Annotated in this window: 25 protein-coding genes and 1 pseudogene; all 26 read right to left on the bottom strand. The window is 52.1% G+C overall.

What is annotated here, in order from left to right:
* Positions 1-2 precede the first annotated feature (2 nt).
* The 26 genes and pseudogenes from EL098_RS16965 to EL098_RS23755 all read right to left on the bottom strand — a co-directional run bounded on the left by EL098_RS16965 (position 3) and on the right by EL098_RS23755 (position 16,745).
* Entirely contained in the window at positions 3-1,949 is a 1,947-nt protein-coding gene (locus EL098_RS16965; RefSeq protein WP_126357285.1) for a lytic transglycosylase domain-containing protein, read from the bottom strand.
* Between the two features lie 44 nt (positions 1,950-1,993).
* Positions 1,994-2,440, bottom strand: a complete 447-nt coding sequence (locus tag EL098_RS16970) for a hypothetical protein (RefSeq protein ID WP_126357286.1) — start codon at positions 2,438-2,440, stop codon at positions 1,994-1,996.
* A complete protein-coding gene (locus EL098_RS16975) occupies positions 2,440-2,637 on the bottom strand; it encodes a transglycosylase (RefSeq protein ID WP_126357287.1) in 198 nt (65 codons plus the stop codon). The genes EL098_RS16970 and EL098_RS16975 overlap by 1 nt, the downstream gene beginning before the upstream one ends.
* Positions 2,638-2,651: 14 nt before the next feature.
* Positions 2,652-3,056, bottom strand: coding sequence for a hypothetical protein (locus tag EL098_RS16980; protein WP_126357288.1), 405 nt, complete (start codon positions 3,054-3,056; stop codon positions 2,652-2,654).
* Positions 3,057-3,065: 9 nt separating this feature from the next.
* A complete protein-coding gene (locus tag EL098_RS16985; protein ID WP_232012234.1) occupies positions 3,066-3,509 on the bottom strand; it encodes a phage tail fiber protein in 444 nt (147 codons plus the stop codon).
* Positions 3,510-4,988, bottom strand: a complete 1,479-nt coding sequence (locus EL098_RS16990) for a DUF3383 domain-containing protein (RefSeq protein WP_126357289.1) — start codon at positions 4,986-4,988, stop codon at positions 3,510-3,512.
* Positions 4,989-5,540 carry a phage neck terminator protein gene (locus tag EL098_RS16995; protein ID WP_232012235.1) on the bottom strand — a complete coding sequence of 184 codons (552 nt, stop codon included), beginning with the start codon at positions 5,538-5,540 and terminating at the stop codon, positions 4,989-4,991.
* Positions 5,537-5,905 carry a hypothetical protein gene (locus EL098_RS17000; RefSeq protein ID WP_126357290.1) on the bottom strand — a complete coding sequence of 123 codons (369 nt, stop codon included), beginning with the start codon at positions 5,903-5,905 and terminating at the stop codon, positions 5,537-5,539. The genes EL098_RS16995 and EL098_RS17000 overlap by 4 nt, the downstream gene beginning before the upstream one ends.
* Entirely contained in the window at positions 5,905-6,348 is a 444-nt protein-coding gene (locus tag EL098_RS17005; protein ID WP_126357291.1) for a hypothetical protein, read from the bottom strand. Before EL098_RS17005 ends, EL098_RS17000 begins: the two co-directional genes overlap by 1 nt.
* Positions 6,341-6,745: a DUF4054 domain-containing protein gene (locus EL098_RS17010; protein WP_126357292.1), complete on the bottom strand. Its 405-nt coding sequence runs from the start codon at positions 6,743-6,745 to the stop codon at positions 6,341-6,343. Before EL098_RS17010 ends, EL098_RS17005 begins: the two co-directional genes overlap by 8 nt.
* Positions 6,746-6,748: 3 nt before the next feature.
* Positions 6,749-7,075 (bottom strand): hypothetical protein, encoded by a 327-nt coding sequence (locus EL098_RS23575; protein ID WP_126357293.1) that lies wholly within the window; start codon positions 7,073-7,075, stop codon positions 6,749-6,751.
* A complete protein-coding gene (locus tag EL098_RS17020; protein WP_126357294.1) occupies positions 7,075-8,094 on the bottom strand; it encodes a hypothetical protein in 1,020 nt (339 codons plus the stop codon). Before EL098_RS17020 ends, EL098_RS23575 begins: the two co-directional genes overlap by 1 nt.
* Positions 8,094-8,591 carry a structural cement protein Gp24 gene (locus EL098_RS17025; protein WP_126357295.1) on the bottom strand — a complete coding sequence of 166 codons (498 nt, stop codon included), beginning with the start codon at positions 8,589-8,591 and terminating at the stop codon, positions 8,094-8,096. The genes EL098_RS17020 and EL098_RS17025 overlap by 1 nt, the downstream gene beginning before the upstream one ends.
* Before the next feature lies 1 nt (position 8,592).
* Complete coding sequence (locus EL098_RS17030) at positions 8,593-9,774, bottom strand: DUF2213 domain-containing protein (protein WP_126357296.1); 1,182 nt, start codon at positions 9,772-9,774, stop codon at positions 8,593-8,595.
* A gap of 61 nt (positions 9,775-9,835) precedes the next feature.
* On the bottom strand, positions 9,836-10,645 hold the full coding sequence (locus tag EL098_RS17035; protein ID WP_232012237.1) for a phage head morphogenesis protein: 810 nt from the start codon (positions 10,643-10,645) through the stop codon (positions 9,836-9,838).
* Positions 10,602-12,032: a phage portal protein gene (locus tag EL098_RS17040; RefSeq protein WP_126357297.1), complete on the bottom strand. Its 1,431-nt coding sequence runs from the start codon at positions 12,030-12,032 to the stop codon at positions 10,602-10,604. Before EL098_RS17040 ends, EL098_RS17035 begins: the two co-directional genes overlap by 44 nt.
* Positions 12,029-13,398, bottom strand: a pseudogene (locus EL098_RS17045) (PBSX family phage terminase large subunit). Before EL098_RS17045 ends, EL098_RS17040 begins: the two are co-directional and overlap by 4 nt.
* On the bottom strand, positions 13,385-13,966 hold the full coding sequence (locus EL098_RS17050; protein ID WP_126357299.1) for a terminase small subunit: 582 nt from the start codon (positions 13,964-13,966) through the stop codon (positions 13,385-13,387). The pseudogene EL098_RS17045 and the gene EL098_RS17050 overlap by 14 nt, the downstream one beginning before the upstream one ends.
* A gap of 52 nt (positions 13,967-14,018) precedes the next feature.
* Positions 14,019-14,216, bottom strand: a complete 198-nt coding sequence (locus EL098_RS17055; protein ID WP_126357300.1) for a hypothetical protein — start codon at positions 14,214-14,216, stop codon at positions 14,019-14,021.
* Positions 14,217-14,384, bottom strand: coding sequence for a hypothetical protein (locus EL098_RS23240; protein WP_164716889.1), 168 nt, complete (start codon positions 14,382-14,384; stop codon positions 14,217-14,219).
* Positions 14,385-14,386: 2 nt separating this feature from the next.
* On the bottom strand, positions 14,387-14,605 hold the full coding sequence (locus EL098_RS17060) for a hypothetical protein (RefSeq protein ID WP_126357301.1): 219 nt from the start codon (positions 14,603-14,605) through the stop codon (positions 14,387-14,389).
* 1 nt (position 14,606) lies between these two features.
* On the bottom strand, positions 14,607-15,092 hold the full coding sequence (locus tag EL098_RS17065) for a hypothetical protein (protein ID WP_126357302.1): 486 nt from the start codon (positions 15,090-15,092) through the stop codon (positions 14,607-14,609).
* Positions 15,089-15,286, bottom strand: coding sequence for an Rz1-like lysis system protein LysC (gene lysC, locus EL098_RS23880; protein WP_456297833.1), 198 nt, complete (start codon positions 15,284-15,286; stop codon positions 15,089-15,091). Before lysC ends, EL098_RS17065 begins: the two co-directional genes overlap by 4 nt.
* Positions 15,231-15,644, bottom strand: a complete 414-nt coding sequence (locus EL098_RS17075; RefSeq protein WP_126357303.1) for a DUF2570 domain-containing protein — start codon at positions 15,642-15,644, stop codon at positions 15,231-15,233. The genes lysC and EL098_RS17075 overlap by 56 nt, the downstream gene beginning before the upstream one ends.
* Positions 15,641-16,267, bottom strand: coding sequence for a glycoside hydrolase family 19 protein (locus tag EL098_RS17080; protein WP_126357304.1), 627 nt, complete (start codon positions 16,265-16,267; stop codon positions 15,641-15,643). Before EL098_RS17080 ends, EL098_RS17075 begins: the two co-directional genes overlap by 4 nt.
* Positions 16,260-16,745 carry a phage holin family protein gene (locus tag EL098_RS23755; protein WP_331852860.1) on the bottom strand — a complete coding sequence of 162 codons (486 nt, stop codon included), beginning with the start codon at positions 16,743-16,745 and terminating at the stop codon, positions 16,260-16,262. The genes EL098_RS17080 and EL098_RS23755 overlap by 8 nt, the downstream gene beginning before the upstream one ends.
* Positions 16,746-17,104 lie beyond the last annotated feature (359 nt).

The raw sequence follows: 17,104 nt of genomic DNA on the forward strand, positions 1-17,104 counted from the left end.
TGCTATTGCCCCGTGCTGTAAGCCATGACAAGACCATTTCGCTTAGTGGATGCATGCACATCATCACCCAGCGCCTTGATGCTTGAGGCGTTAGATTGAACCGTCATTTCACCGATGTGAATATCCGTTTTATTGCTTGGTTGCTGCTGTTGGGCGTTAACAACATTGGCATTTGCAGACGCCCCTACTTTGATGCCAGCAAGAACCTTTGGCACGTATGCCTGCGTCTCGGACGGAGCATTTTCCAGGCCTTTACGCTGCACGTTGCCAATTCCCCAGTTGTAGGAGGCCAGAGCCTTGTTAAGGTCGCCACCATTCTGTCGTAGAAGTTGTGAAAGGTATTTAGCCGCAGCTTCAGCTGACTTCATCGGATCGAAGACATCGTTACCCTTAAGGCCCATATCCTTGGCAGTGCCATCCATGAACTGGAATAACCCCTTCGCACCTGCCCCTGATACTGCGTAGGGATTACCGCCTGATTCCGTAGTTGCTACGCTGCGCAGTAATCCAAGAGGAAGGTTGAACGCCTTTTCAAGGGCGTCCAGCTTTGGCTGCATCCATCCAAGAAGTGCTGCGCCAGCCTTCGTCGGCTTCGGAGCTTCTGCAGGTAGTTGGGGGTGCTCTCTCATCAGGTAACCGGCCTGGTCCTGCACATTGCTTTCAGGGGGCTCTTTATCAGACAGCAAGGAACCAACCTTTTTAATTCCATCCAGGATGTTGAATAGAAGTCGGTTCGTTTCATTCTGCGCCTGACGAGACTCCCCGCGAATATCACCATCAGACACTATTTTTTCAGTCGAGTGGTGGTTAACAATGCTAGATTCTTGGTTTGGCTTAAGGGACTTCAGAGCTTCAGATATTGAATTTGATATTTTATCGGAATCATAATTTTTATCGCCTGCCGACAATGTATCTTTTGGAGCATCATACCTGACCTCTGTCGAGTGATAATTCACGACGCTGGGTACAGGTGCAGGGTCGGGCTTTATTTCCTTCAAAGGATTAGGCACGACCTCAGTTGAGTGATAATTCACTACACCAGGCGCAGGTACTTGATCAGGCTTCACGTCCCTCAAGGCATCAACTGCTGAATTCAATAGCGAACCGGCCCGGCTATCTCTCCCCTGAGTGCTATCAGAAGGCTTTTGAGGCTCTCTTTTTGCCGACTGCGCCTTCTGTTCTGGCTCCGCATTATCGCGATGAGGTATCGTGCCATAGGCGGTGTATTTATTGTCGCTATCAAGTTTTCCGGTTAGTTTTTCCCACCAGGCAATAATTTTCGCAGATGGCGTGTCGCCTGACTGCTGTCTTTCTTTTTCCTTCTGTTTCTTTTTGTTGATGAGGTTATCACCAACACTAACGCCATTCTCCTTGGCGTCCTTCTCTTCGCCTCCCAGCTTATCCCAGGCGCTAATAGCGGCCATCGCTGCGATAATGGGACCAAACCCTTTCGCAACCCTTGAGATTCCGGTAAGCATTTTTAATGCCCAGCCTCCAGCCACAAATGCAGCCAAAATTGCTAGTGCATTTTGCCAGCCACCAACCACATCAACGACCTTGTTTACCTCACCTGCTGAATCAGAGAAAAACTTAGCTATCTCTGGCCCATGAGATGAAATCCAGTCTGATATTTTCATCAACACTGGCGGTATCTCTTTGACATATGGAAGCATTGCGGTGAAGAGAGACTGCCCAGCGGCTTCAAAATTTCTCTTCAGCAAAACAAACTGTATGTTTAACTTTCTTGCGTCATTGCCAAGGGAGTCGGTGGCCTTCGATTGATTTTCGAACTCTTTCCTAAGGTTGCTAAATGACTGATCGCCCTTTTCTGCCCAGCTCTGGATAAGGGCGTCATCGGCACCAATATCCGCACCAACTTTTCTTTGTGCGTCCTTGCTTAACTTGCCCCAATTATCAATAACCTTCTGGAGAATGTCTGCTCCAGACATGGTGCGGAAATCAAACTTCTCTCCAGTAACACCGCTAATTCCACCTAGAATTTTACCAGTGGGTTGTTGCTAATGTCACCACCACCCCGAAAATCGTTAACTAATTTCTGGAAGTTGCCGAGAATTCCCGTGACCTTTTCGGTGCTTGACCCCACGGCTTCAGCGGCACCAGTCCACCCCTCTAACTGCTTCGGCGATAAATCCAAAGCCTTTGAGGTGACGCTCAGCTTTGTCAGGCTTTCCGTCATTCCCGTTACGAAGTTTTTAACCCCGATGAGCGACAGGGAAACACCGGCAAGAGCTATCACTTCGTTTCGAATTGACCCAAAGAAAGAGGCCGCTCTTTTACCTGCGGCCTCCATGTCTTTCGCCGTTTGTTCGGCGTTATCTTTGGTGTCTTTTAGCCCTTTACCTACATCCTTCTGGCCTTTCTTGAAGCCGGAAGAGTCAAGGCCGAGCGTAACGACCAGTGAATCAATAATCGTTGGCATCAGCCTTTCTCCTGCGCTTTGTTGATGACCATCTGGTTGTAGTTATCCACGGTTATGATTTCGAGCCACCACCACAAATCCTCTGTTCCCAGGTTCGTGCTCAGCTCTGTCAGCGAGCATTTGCCCGACGACAGAACCGTGGCGATTGTCTTTGGAACGTTGGCATAGTCCGCAAGCCCGACGACCTCCGAACTCATGACGGGAGGAATATCTAGCTGGCGGCGGCGGTTAAAAAATCTACGTGGAGCTTGAGCACTTCGGTGCGAAGTTTGAGGCGGGTGGAGACTTCTTCGGTGTCATCTTCAATCAGGCCGCGCTTGATGCTGCGATCAGATGGATTAGGCACCGCCTGTACGCATGACATCAGTTCTTCCAGGAGCGGGCGCGCATCCTCGACAGGAATCTTCGCAACCATTTCAAGACCGACTTTTGCCATTCCCGCCATACCCAAATCTGAAAAGTTATCAGGCAGGTTAACTCCGCCTTTCGCCATTGCCAGTCCGGCGCGGATGGCCCACCATTCTGCTTGAGAGGCTGGCATTTCTGTGATGTGGAATACTTTTCCCTTGTCACGCCCCTTGCCCTCAACTGTGTAATAAAGCTCTTTACGTGCCATTGTGGCTCCTTAAGGGTTGTAGGCTTCGCCGACTACGTTTTCCCAGTTGATCTGGAACGTCATCGCCTGCAGGACACGCTGCGCATCCGGGATGGCTTTAACGCGCTGCAGCACCCCGTTGGTAAGCGTAAACTTGCGGCCCAGGGATGGCAGGATGATTGTTGCGTTGCAGCGGAATACGGCTTTCGCAGTCGTTGATGTGAGCTGCCACGTTTCGAAGATGCTGCGCGATGGGCTGTCAGGCATGATTGTGATGGTTTGCAGGAACTCGCCGAAGACGTAACCGGCAGAAAGCTTACCGTCAGCACCACGCACCGCCTGAGCCATCTCCGTGTCGCCCAGGGCAAACATCGCATCAGCTGCGTACCCTTCAATGCGCTGCGCGCTCGGGAACAGATTTGTTACTGTCAGTGCAAAGATGGAGTCAGCACTGGTAATTGTGTTATTCGCCATTTACTGAACCTCAATCGATGCCAGAGTGATTTTCTGCACTGCGCCGCCGTCGCAATACCACAGAGTCATTGGCGGGCTTGTGCGCTCCGCTCGTTGCGTTGGTGTCGGGTCTCCGATGTACAGGTAGTAACCCTTGGCAATCAGAGATGGTGAGATGTCAGCGCCAACGGCGTTCTGAATCTCGGAAATCTGCTGACTGGACAGGTCGACGCCGGTACGGATTCCGCCAAACGCGATACCCTGATTGATGGTGTCCGCGAATGATGCTTCGATGATCGCCTTGCCAGATGCGTTGTACGGAATGCTGCGGTTTGACTTGAGAACCTGAATCGCATCTTTAGCCAGGGTAGCGTTCAGCCACATCTGGAATGCGAAGGTGTCCAGCCACTTAAAGTCACCGGTGATAGTGCCGGCTGCCCAGTAGTCCTCAACGACCTTGTTCTGCGCATAGTTGCCGTAGAAGTTGTATCCATTGGCGATCAGGGCGTCATATGCCGCGCTGGTTTTTACTACTGCAGGCAGGCCGGAAAGCTCACGGAACTTAGCGGTAACTCGTCCTTCCTGGCGGTCAAACGGCAGTGATGCGACGTAACCCAGGATGGAAGCTGCGTGGATATTGCGCCCATACACCGGCACCACGTTTGAGTAGTTGTTAACCGCGATGATTTTGAACGCCAGCGTATCAGCAGAGCCAGTTACCAGCGCAGAGGCTTCCATGGTGTACGGCACGTAACCGAAGCGATAGTTCTGGCCCGTCACCCAGGATGACAGAGACAGCGCCAGTTCTTCTGTCGTCTCAAATGAGGTCGTTACAAACGCCCAGTTCTGAGAGTTATCGAGCACGGACTGCATGGCATCGGCAACTGACGGAACGTCTGCGCCATTAGACAACACGGCCCCAGTGCCGGCAGTCAGTTTCAGCGGAGCGGCAATGGTGCCGGATGCGAAGCTGATGCTGCTTGCTGCGCCGGTAGTCGCAGACTTGATGATGAATGCTTTCTGGTTGGTGTCGAAAGTAACTGTAACGCTGCTGCCGATCGCAGTCTGGATAATGTCTGCAGCATTCGCAAAGCTTGTAGCCGCGCCCAGGTCGACTGCCGTTGCTGCATGCTGAGTGCCATCTACAGTGATGGTCAGGGTGCCGCTCATCGCTTTTAACTGCTCAAGTGTAACCGCAGCCATAGAGCCACCGCGAAGCCATGCTGAAACTGGAGCATGATTGAAGGCAGAGAAAAGCAATGCGCCTGGCGTTTTCAGTGAGTTGTTGTACCCAGAGAAGTAAACATTCGCCATCGCATATTCTTCTGACAGGCTGCCGAAGTATTTGGAAACGTCTTCTTTGGTGGTGAACGTCAGCACCTGCCCGATTGGGGCGTAAGCGTTGTCGGTCAGGATAAGGCCATTCAGGTCAAGCGCAGAGCCCCCAGCCGGGAGTACTCCGGGGTTGATCTGCACATCTTTACGTAGTGGGATTGCCATTTATGCACTCTCCGGTGGGAATTTGATATCTGCGGCAACAATGCCGACGTTAATTTCTTTCATGAAGTCCTGGCGTATGGTGACGACCGGGTCATACTGAGCGACAAACTCCATCGTCCATCGGTCTTCATACTGCTGTTCGCCATTTATCATCGTGGTTTGGTGGGGCTCGGTGCAGTGGCTTGGGGAAAGAATCCCACCGTTTGCCCTGAACCATTCGCATGAGTAATCGCTACGGGTTAGCGTCGCGATGACTGTAGCCAAATTCGCAGCGCCCTCGCCGTAACAGTCAATCTGGCATGGCCACTGTGTTGTGCGGGAGTTAAGCTGCTTACCCTCGCCGAATACGCCATTGTCGTCATACACCATGCGGTTTGTGGACAAGCCCACTTGCCGAAGCGGCGTCATGATGATGAAGTTCTCCAGCGGCATTGGCGTGAGGTTCTGCTGCCCCTTCAGGACGTGGTCGATATCCAGGCCGGTTATCTCCATCAGGAACGCCTGCAGCGGGATAAGCAGGTCAATCTCTTTGATGCTAAGCGCCGCTGTCATTTCTGCACCTGCTGCGTAACGATGACCTTTATCCAGTCCGGCCACATCTCAACTACCTTCGCAACCAGCCACGTTTCACCGTTCACCAGCAGGAAATCACCACCCTTCTGATTTGGCCGGTTAACACCATCAAAGCGACCGTTCAGGTATGCGGTTCGCAAAATCCCCTGAATGTTCACGGCGTCAACCTGCCGAAGGTCGGTAGATGAAAGCTCCTGCAGCTGGACGGTGACCGGTAGCTCTGTGTAGGCGTTCTCACGGATGCCTCCCGGCTTGGTGACGTAACCAACATTCACCTTGAACACGCCTTCAACATCAGGGTTTACGGTGGTGATCGCCCCCCTTACGATTTGATGCAGGTTCATCACGTCACCTCGTAATTAACATCAGAGAACATCACCCCGGTGTCCACGAGCGGCTTGGTGGAATCATTCTTCCGCTCCTTGCGCGTCCTGCGACGATGAATCGTTACTGGAGATAACGCTGGCTCCATCAGCTCAGAAATAGACTCTTGGATGTCACCCTTTATCTGAGCGCCTACCACTTCGAGAACACCTTTGGCGTCAATTCCAGAAGCCAGGCCGCGAGAGATTGAGCCTTTCCACTCCTCCTGCTTATTGGTGATAGCATTTCGGAAGAACGGCCTCGGCGGCTGATTATTTGCCGGGTCTCCGTACTCGTTTCTCGCGGCCACCATCGCAACACTGGTACCATCTGGATAAGTTGCCCCGCTGTAAAACCCGGCCTTGACCTCAGAGGCATTAAGCTTGTCTGCGATATCCTGCAGATACTTCTCCGCGTTAGTCATAAGCGCTCCCCGGGTAGTAGTTAGCCATTCTGTAAACCTTCGTGGCTTGCCAGTAGTCCATACCGTATGGGCTCTGCGTGTACCATGCGTAACGGAACTCAATGGGGCCCAGGTCAGATGAAACAGACACGCTGCCCTGAGTTGCAGAAGAAATGCGCCCCACCATTCCCGAGCCACCTCTTTTCCTGTTGTCCCCGTAACGCACATACGCCAAGTGCGCCATCAGCAGGTAGAGAAACCTCTCGCGCTTGATGACGTCGATGACAAGTGAGTATTCGGTGTTATTCAGGTAATCAGTGGCCTGGTCGAAAAGGAATGGCAGGAGAGCATCGTCTACATTTGAGAGCTCAGGAAACATGGCGCGGAACTTGGGAATATCCAGAGTTACGACGCCCATGGCTTAGTCCTTATCGGGATCGGTCTGCTGCTTTTTCGGGTCGAGTTGCTCCAGGCCGGTTTTCTGGTCCTGACGCTCTTTTGATGCCGACTGCGCTGATTTTTCGTCGGCCACAGCAAACACCACTCCGTTTTTAATCAGGGGCTGATCAGCAAAAGTCTTTGCGAAGGCATCCCATAAATCAGCAGGAACATCACGCGTAATACCGAAGCCGTTGAGCAGCAGGGAATCATTTGTGCCAGCGAGCTTAACTCGCTGACCTTCGTGATTGATTACCAGGCCGTTAGGAAGCTTGCAGCCGATGATGTAGGTAGAAGATTTAGCAGCCATTATGCCCCCAGCATTTGTGCGAACAGGAATGGCTGGGTGATTACCGCGCCATAAGTGGTTCCAGAGTATTTCTGCTTGTAGGAAGACACTTCAGTTACAAGCGGGTGAGCACGGAGCTTTTCGCTGTAAGCCATGAAGCCAACTTCCTGACCCTGAGCGGTCTCTACAAACATCTGAATAAGCTCACCAGCAGCAGTGCTGTACTGTGGTGCGGTTTCGTACCGCATGTTCGGAAACGCTTTCTTCAGCATGTCTTCCAGAGAAGTAGCGAAGATTTCGTTCGCAGACTTCAGATTTACGCTGAGCTTGTTTGACATCGCCAGCACGAGGTTAGATGACATATCCACGCCGTCGCCTACGATGCCGTTGGTACGAGCAACCAAGTCTTCGTACAGAGCAAGAATATCGTTGTATTTGTCTACAACCTGCTTTGCACTCCACAGCACATTGCCGCCCACGCTAATCGGCGTAATTGGTGCTGGCAATTCTGGGTCATTCAGCAGACCGTAGTTGCGCAGGCCAGCGACGCCGTAGAAGTAGAACTTGTTCTGGTCTTGGTCGAGAACGTTAATTGCGGCGCGTTGCTTCTTAGCGACATACGGCAGCATAGCCAGCCCGTAACGCTCTTGCTCCAGCTCGCCATAGGTAACCATTGTCTGGTAACGGTAGACGTCACGGTTTTCCCATGAAGGGGTAACCTGCACGCCGCCCTGCTCGCTGTAGTCGTCATACGCAACAGTGTCACCGGTTTCTTCGATACGCTGAATCATGAAGCTGTCCTGAGCCCATGCACCACGCTTCTCTTCTCGCCCCAGAATTGCTGTGGCGCGGTTAGGGGCGAACAGAGTTTCAACGATAGTTGGATCGATGAACGTTGATACGATTGCCGGAATGCCGCCGTTTGGCGCCAGTGACGGCTGAGGGTCGGCATCCATTGCCAGGCGGGTTACTGACGGCTGAAGGTAAATACCCTGGGCGTTAGCAACCTGGATGAAGTCTTTAAATGATGGTTGAGCCATTATGCTTTGCTCCAGGTAGAGATGATGATCAGGTCGCCTACTGCTGCACCCTGTGAAACGTACCACTCGGTCTCGACATGACCAGCTACGGCAGCGCCGGCAGCGCCGGTAGCAATGGTGCCGTCAGTTACGCTTGCGAAAACTTTCTGGCCGTTAGTGGCAACGGTAGTGGACTTGGCCCAGAAGTCGCCGCCAACTTTCGGAGAGACTTCAACACCGCCACGAATCAACATGCTTGCACTCTGGCCGTAGCCGATGATTGCCTGACCGAGGTTCTGGATGAAGCCAATCGGCTTGGAATCGGTAGTCGGTGCTACGTTGGACACTACTTTAGGGTCTGCTGCATCACGGAACACAAAGGTTGCGATGTTCACGCCTGCGGTTGCAGCCTTGAACGCGCCAGGGCCACCGGCAGCAGCGATAATTGGTGAAGTTGATGCGGGGTGACCGACCTGGCCTACACCGCGATAAATGCCTACGCTCTCTTGAAACGCCATGTTATTTGCCCCCGCGAATCATTTTCAGTACATCGGATTTGGTGTCGCCGCTCAGATGGTGAGGGGCAGAGTCCTGCGCCATAGTTGGTGCTTTTGCCAGTGCGTTAAACACTGAGCGGAGAGCGCCTTCAGGCAGGCTTGCGTGGTCTTCACAACCCATCTGTTTCAGAGCGGTGCGATAAACCTCTTCTGCGCTGTCACAGGCCAGGTCGCCAACCACTGGACGAACATCACGCTCGGCCTGGCGAAGCGCTGTAAAGCGAGCTTCAACGCCTTTAATGGCGGCATCCATTGCCAACCGGCTGTCGTTTGCCATCTTCTCTTTCTCTTTTTTGTCGTCGTCCTCGTCGTCAGCCGTTTTCGACTTTTTATCTTTGTCGTCTTCGTCTTCGTCTTCGGCGCGGTCACGCTTACGATCTTTGTTTTCGCGCTCTTCACGCTCTTTCAGCTCGCGCTCTTCGCGCCTCAGGCGTTCTGCTTCGGACTCGTTATCTTTTTCAGCCTGAGTGGCCTCGTCTTTGATAACGGCGTCGACTTTCTTTTCGACGTCCTCGGGCTTTTCGTCGTTAGCTAATGCGGTTTTGAACACCGACATCAACTTTTCGGTCAGTTTTGACATTAGGTTTCTTCCTGTTGGTTTGGAGTCATAAACAAACACGTCGGGGCCAGCCCGACCACTTGGCACTATTGCCACGTGATTACAAACGATGTCGCGCATAACTCCATCGTATGCCTCGCCCTCGTACACGCCTGGCGTAAGGTCAAGCCTGTAGCGGTAGGAGGATGAAATCTCTTTTTGGCGCTCAGTCTCAATGCCCATGATGGAATCCAAATCCCATACGACCATTGAGTTTTTCAGGTAGGTGTCATCGAACTCAGCACTCTCACCGGTTGAACCGATGATGGCTTCCTTCGGCGGCTCGGCGACCATTACGCCGATGTGCTGGTTAAGCACCGGCTTGTTGTTGAACGTTGGCGCAGCTTTTCGCAGCTCTTCAGGGTCTCGCAGCAGGCGGTATGCCTTTTCAGGAATCAGCCCTAACACCTCGGAATCTGGAATCTCTTTCCCGTAGTAGACGCACACGTTGGCTTTGCTGATTGGCGTTAGCGCAACATGCATCATCCCGTCTGCGTCGTAGGTGCGAACACTTGCCCGGTCAAAGGCAAACTTCACGTCTTTCATGCTTCACCTTTCTTCAGGCAATAAAAAAGGCCACCGAAGTGACCTTGTGTTGTTGGTTAAATCAGAAGGGCAGCACCGGCTTCCAGGTGCAACCGCAATTCGGCAATTGTCCCGGCATGATGTACTCGCCATCAATCAGGCAACCTTCGGATAGCTTGAAGCGCTTGCGCTCTTTACCGGCTTTAACGTGGCTCTGTCGTGGCTTATGGCCTCCGCCGCTATGCACCCACTCACCTTCAGTGATTCCGGCTGCTTGCTGCCTTGCTGCTGACAGTGCGCTGGTTGCCTTTCGAGTCTGGTCACGAGCGATAAACTCAGCCCTGCGCCGGGTGATGCCGTGCCGCTTACCGAAATTAGCCTCAATCTCGTCTGCCAGGGCTTTACGGTCACCACCTCGAGCAACAGCCCGGTATACCATCCCTTCTACCTCGGTGAAGTATTTCTCAGGGATGGAGCGAATCAGAGACACGTTTTCAGCAATGATGGCATCGACCTTTTCAGTCATTGCCGGAGTCCATTGCATGTTGATGGTGAGCGATTCTTTGCGGGCTGAGGCCAACAATCCCCGATCAACCGCTGACTCTGTTTTCTTAACCAGGCCATCAGATATCGGGAATGCTTTGTTGATGAAGCGGTCTACCCATTTTCGGGCCAGCGCATCGAGAGCGCGTTTGACCAGTTGAACCGGGTTGGCGTCCATCGCCAGTTCTGAGTTCATCGCCAGTGGGTTATCACGAATGATATCGAGCACCTGACGCTTAACGTCATCATTCATCTCGCGTATCTCTGCGAGCAATTCCCGCTGATACCACTTGATGTTTCCGGCGTTATAGTTGACCGCCTTCAAACTCTTCGTCTTCTTCCGGCTCATAATCACCATCCAGAGTTTCGAAACCGGCGTTTTCAATGCCCTTCAACGCCTCTCGCGCCTCTTCAGAGCTAACCAGCTGGCTATCTGCGGCCACGGCCACAGTCTCAACGCGAATTTTGGCGATTTCAGCGCGTTCTTTCTCGCTGATTTCATCCAGAGGCTTGAACTCGAAGTAGAGGTCATCGTTGATAGCGCCGAACTCTGACAGCTGGATAATCTTGAAGATGTTCTCCAGCGGCTTACGCATCTCGCCATCCTGATACCCGGACACCGTTTCGTGCCACGTGGCAAGCTCGGAGTCGCCAGAAGCATTAAGTCCAGCGGGCGCGTTACCAAGCAGCTTAAGGTTGGTGATTCGCGCAGGCATACACAGCTGGTCTTGGTAGTTCGACAGGAGGCTTGATAGCTCACTGAGGGATGTCTGCATGTGCAGCAAGTCCTCTTGCGTATCCAGCGCCCAAATACCGAAGTTATCCTGATACTGCGTGAACAGCTTGATACGTTTATCGAACTGGCCAGGCTCTTGCAGTCGAGCATCCATGTCTGTTTTCAGCGCTCGCATACGCAGAGTGCGGAGAATCTTAATCACGTTCTTCTTGGCGTCTCGCCAGTCGTTAACGTAATCCTCCATCAACTGCGTTAGCGACAGGCCACCGAAGTTGTAGGATGGCTTGAGGATGTCTGGCACCGGGCGGCTGACGATATCCATGAATCTTGACTCATGCACAACGTCGCCCATGACGAACCACGACTGAGGCTTGTAGAACCCCTCCTGAAGCGGCCAGCGAGTGTTATACAGAGCAGGGTATACCCACGTTGGATCAACAACGCGCAGCCCCTTGAGCGAGCCCTGAGGAATCTTACGCGGGTCCAGGAATAACGCTTTGCTAAGCTCATCACCTTTCGCGCCGGTATCAATGTAGATGTGTGCCACTCCAAACATGGAGTCCTGTCGCACGGCTTCGTGCATCAGGCGCTTCACATCGTACTTTTCAAGGGCTCGCTCCATCTCGTCGATGGCCGGGTCATGGTCGCCTTCCTTGCGGCTCTTGACCTCAATCCAGTTACGCGTCATCTCATCGGCGAACACGTTATGCATGTTCGAGTATTCGACCTGCTGCGACATCGCCGCCAGCGCCGGGTAGCCACGGAAGCCAGAATACTCAGCGCCAGCGTACATAAGGTTGATGGCCTCATAGGGCGTGGCATCCATGGCAAACACAGTTTTCTCTTTGCCCGCTGGTATTACGCCAGGCAATGGCTCATAGCGCTTAAACTCGGCCATTGGCGCTGCGTCATTCGCAACGGATGCAGAGTCCAGATGCATCTGCGTAATCTTTGTTGGCTCCCGGCGAGCTTCCTGCACTGGCTGCTTACGTCTGGTCATTGAAGTATCTCGTCAGGGATATGGAATGGTTTGTGAATCGGCGCAAACGCCATAATCAGTGAGTCGGCCATGTTTGGGGACGGGATTCCGCGCTTCTTCATGTCCTTTTTGCTTTCAACTTTCACTCGACCGTTGTTGTCGTAGTCAACCCAAGGGCGTGACAATTCTGCCTTGAGGTATTCAAGCTGCTTAATGCCGGATGAAAGGCTGATTAGCTGGTCATCACTGAATTGCTTCACAAACTCAGTGTCGTTCGGGTTGGCTTCGAGATGTTTAATCACGCGCCAGGTGTTATAGAAGCGATCACGCACCCCCCACCAGGCCTGGGCCTTGATGTTTGAGAACATGTCTTTGTTTGTTTTGCCGTCTGCATATTTTGCTTCAGGCTTAAACACAGACTCACCGGCATTGAATCCGGTAGCGGGAATGCGGCACACGCGCTTAAGGTGGGCTTTTACGCCAGCACCAACACCGATGGAGTCATAAACTATCTCGCTTGCCCTGACCTCTTCTGCGTAGTTCTTAACGCGATCTGCAGAGGTGATTACGTCGCCTTTGTTCCACTGCTGGCAATCCATCACGACAGAACCGTGTGCCAGGGTGGTGGCATTGCTATCCTCTCCCTCATCGGCCACGTCGAAGCCGACTCTCTTACGACCTGATGCTGCAAACCCAATTTTCAGGTGAGCATCAACCGCAGCAACAATCCATGAAGGCTTGATAATCGCCATGTCGCTATCAGCAACCGGCTCCCCCTCCCAAATGTGTAGGTAGAGGTCGTAGTCCTTACGCTTGCACTCCTCCATTTCAAGGCGAAGAACCTCGGGGAAGTGTGGGTTGTCGTCGTGGTTAACAGTAAGCAGGCAAATATCATCAGGTGGTGATATGACGAACCGCTGATGCGTATCATCCAGAATGTTCTTCGGGTTATAGCTAACCCATATTTCAGACCCCGGCTTGCGGATGGTTGGTATCAGCACTTCCCATGAGTCTTTTGATACAGCTTCCGCCTCTTCAATCCAGCAGATGTCCACACCCTCAAGGGACTTTATCTTTGTGGGGTTGTTCTTGATGCCGTAGAACATGAACTCGCTACCGGTGATCAGGTGGCGAATGCTACTACGTTGAACTTCAAATTCTGCCTGGTAGCCATGCCTGGCAATCGTGTCATCAAGCAGGCGAATCACTGAGTCGCTAATACTGTTCTGGAGTTCGCGGGCGCAGAGAAAGCGATAGCACCCCCGGCGAGATATCTCTACGAGTAAACGTGCAATTGTCCAGCTTTTCCCTGACCCGCGACCGCCTTTGCTACTTTATAGCGATATGGCTTGATGAAGGGTTTGAATATCGGGTTAATCGCTGTCATCTTCGAATAGCTCGCTTAGAGGCCTGTTCAGGTTAAGGGTGGCTGCAATCTCCGTCTTCTTAGGCGCATCCCATCCCTCCAAATCTGAGAGTTGGCGGATGGCTGCTTTGGGGTCGTGCAACTTGATTGATATACCGCGCTTACCAACCGTTAACTCTTGTATTGCGGAGAGAGAGACAGGACTTTGCAGTGCGGAGTCTTTAAACTTCCAGGTGGCCTGAATTACAGGATTCCCCTCGTCATCCTCTCCTACTGGTTGCTCACCAAACTCGACCAAGTCTGATAGGTTTGCTCGCCCGAGGGAAGTTAGCCGCTCTAGAGCCTCTTTACGAGTCATCACGGCGTCACTTATCGCCGCGTCGCTGATTACATCCAGAAATGCCTTGACCTTAGGATTACTTAAGATTTCACTTGCAGACGCGTGGGCGCTTTCTTCGGTCTTGGCCTTCCCACCTGCTGCACGGTAAGCGTCAATTTGGTTAAGCCCCTTCACAATGCCTAACGCAAAATTCTGCTGTAATTTTGTCATGGCATCGAAAAGAGCTTTTTGTGTATCTGTTAGCTCCATTTCGAATCCTCAGGCAAACAGCTCTTGTTTGTCGGTGAGCTTTGCCATTTATTTACTCGCTTTGTGTCTCTACCACGGATATTAGTGTCTCAGCACCCAGGCGACGCTGGACCTCTTGATAAAATCGGATGGCGTTAACAGCAGTCAAAGGAAGGTCAGCCATTTCTTTTTCAATCTGGTTTATAATATGTCCCGCATGCGCAGAGCTTGGCAGAGACACATCAAAGTTGATGATCTTCGGTTTTGTCATTTATTTTTCCACCTTGATATCGAAGCCGTGCGCAGCGATGAACTTGGAAATTGACTCGACCCCACTCTCACGCACCAGGCGAAGAGTGATACCCATCTTTTCCAGGCAGAGAGCTGGCTTTACCCACCATTTACTTTTGGTGGTGACCTTAACCGTCAAAGTTGCCATAGCTATTTCACCTCGTCTTGATAGAGGGAAATGAGCATCCCCCTAAGCAAGGATGCTCTATAGCTGGTTACGGCCTTATATTCTTCTCTGGAAATGTAGAAAGATTCAGGGCATGAGTTCATGGCTTCAATATCTTCACGGGTTATATCAAAAAGCCAGTCCACAGCCTTTTCCTGAAAAATAGCTGGAACCAACCTTGAAAACTCGGTCTGGTCGCTCATTCTATTTCTCCAATATTCCAGCGTTACGCAGGGCTTGCATAAGCTCGGAAAGTGTTGTGCCCATTGCTGCTATTGCTAATTGGGCGCTTGCGATATCAGTTACGGGGATGGTTTCAACATCCGCTACCGGAGAAGATTTCATTACTATTCCCGGGGAAAATGTTGTCGCGCTGTTAACCTCAATGGTGCCATCAGGGCTGAAGCTAAGTGTATCTCCAGCCTTCATGACCCCAGCTGTTGCCCTGGTGGCTACAGGTACGTTAATGACTCCATCTCCCCCACCCACAAGGCGTGAGCCAATCTTCACTACGCCGTATCGGGATGGTTGAGCGAAAGGAACACTGATAGTGCCGCCCTCTACTTCGATGTTGTCACCTACCTTCACACCACCAAGAACAGAGTTCGTCGCTTCTGGTAGATCGCCACCGGAGCCAGGAACTGCAACCTCTACAGTCTTTCCTGACAGGCCGTATACACGTTCAGTCATTGCTTGCTCCTGTTTGCTTCAATTTCCCGGATAGCTTCCAGTTGCCCGTTGCAATTCTCTACAGAGAGCAGCAGGGTAATGTTTAACTGGACGCTATCGCCGAATGTCATTTGTGCCGGGATGTTTGGCACCGCACAATCAGTCAGAAGACTTGCTGGTATGGGAGGACTTTTTACCTTTATGGCTTCTCGCACTGTCGGCTTGTTGGCGCAGCCGCTCAACGACGCTATCAGGAATAATGGCAACAGCGCATTGGTTGTCTTTGAGCGCATTTTTGATTTCGTCCTGTAGTCGTTGAGACTTCATCTCTGCTGCAGCGCGGCGTTTGGCCTCTTTGTCGGCCAGTTGGTTCATCGCCGTCACTGCGTCGGTCAAATCCTGAAGCGTATTAGCCAGTCCAGTGTTTTTACTGGTCAGCTCTCGCGCCTCGGATTGCAGAAGCTGGTTATCGGTCTTCAGTTGCTTGTTGTCGTAACCCAGCTTCGCAATGAAGCCGATGATGATGACGGAGAAGATAAAGGGGATCAGGGTTTTCAGTGTTGCAAGGTTCATCGTAATGCGGCCTCAGCAATTCGCGTTCTGTCGATTCTGTCCTGCAGCCCGTTAAATCCACCGTTGATTCTTTTGGTCAGGCCGTTAACGTCACCCGCATCTGCAAACTGATTGCAGTTATTGGCTTTCCAGAACCAACCGGCTGAGCGAGCGGCGTTGATATCCGTTAGCAGTAGGTCAGGATTGTTCACCAGGTCAAGGCCCAGCGACTTCCCACATGCGGCGTAGTTATCACGGAAGGTGACCTGCTTCAGACCACGGCCGCGATACTTCCACCCGTCCCCGATGAGGTTGTTGCCGTAGCGTCCACCGTAAACGATGTTGGCTATTGCTTGTTGTCTCGCAGGGGATAGGGGTAACTCGCCAGGCTGGCGACCCAACTGCTGACGCTGTGCTCCGGTTAAACGAGTGCCAAATATCTGCAGGCCGGTAACGGAGTAATTGAGCGATTCCTGCACCGAGCGGAACCCGTTTGACTCTGTTCCGACCTGCGCGAGGAAATAGGCCTGGCGTTTTGGTGTGTCGATGCCGAACTCTTTCATTGCGTCGGTTACGCACTGGAACCATTTGTCGGCAAGCGCCTGGGTTAATCCGGCAGCCTTCATGAACTGGTCTTTAGTCATTAGCTTCTTCACTCCCGGATACTTTGTTGATAAAGCGCTTCTCAATAGCTTTGATGAAGTTCGCACCCATCCATCCGGCAAGACCACAGGAAGCACCCATGACCTCAGGAGGCCAGGCGTAGTGGATGGCAATTAAGGCCATCATCAATCCTGCAAATATGGACACGATGAGCTGAAGACACAGAGTCCTCCAGCTGAATGCTTCACCGCTGAGAACTTTGAATGAGTAACTTGCTATCGCGCCTACGAAGGTCATGCCTAAAGCGATGAGGATCGAAAGGATATTCGGATCGCTCTTGTAGGGCATTCTGGTCATTTCCACCCCCAGGTATTGGGGATCTGTTCTGAGTTGATAGGTGAACAAATCCGCACTACCTTGTAACCGTCTGATCAGACGATGTGGGCCTCGGTCTTTGTTCGTGAGTCGATTCACGGGCAAGATGACTGCAGGTTGCTTCAACAACTTGCAGCCGCCCATTTTCACGAGCCCGCCATTGAGCGGGTTTCTTTTTGGTTTGCGCTCACCCGTTACCGCGATGCGCTACGAGGGGATAGAGGGTGTTCCGGGATTTGGGATGAACGCAAAACAAAAAAAGGCCGCCTTAGCGACCTATTTGTAACATCTGCTGCTTAGATTGGCTTCCAGATGGTTTTTCTCTAGCTGATTCCTCAGCTTTACACATCGTTCCACGGCCTCAGCCTGCTCCTTTGGAATTTCTGATTTCTTTTGCGGCCTACTCCATCTCCACATTAGAAAGAGAAATGTCAACATAGCTAAAGCCTGAGCCACATGAACTATGATACTTGTCACGTGATGCATATCACTCATAACAACCT

The organism is Cedecea lapagei (genome assembly GCF_900635955.1).
Taxonomy (GTDB): domain Bacteria; phylum Pseudomonadota; class Gammaproteobacteria; order Enterobacterales; family Enterobacteriaceae; genus Cedecea; species Cedecea lapagei.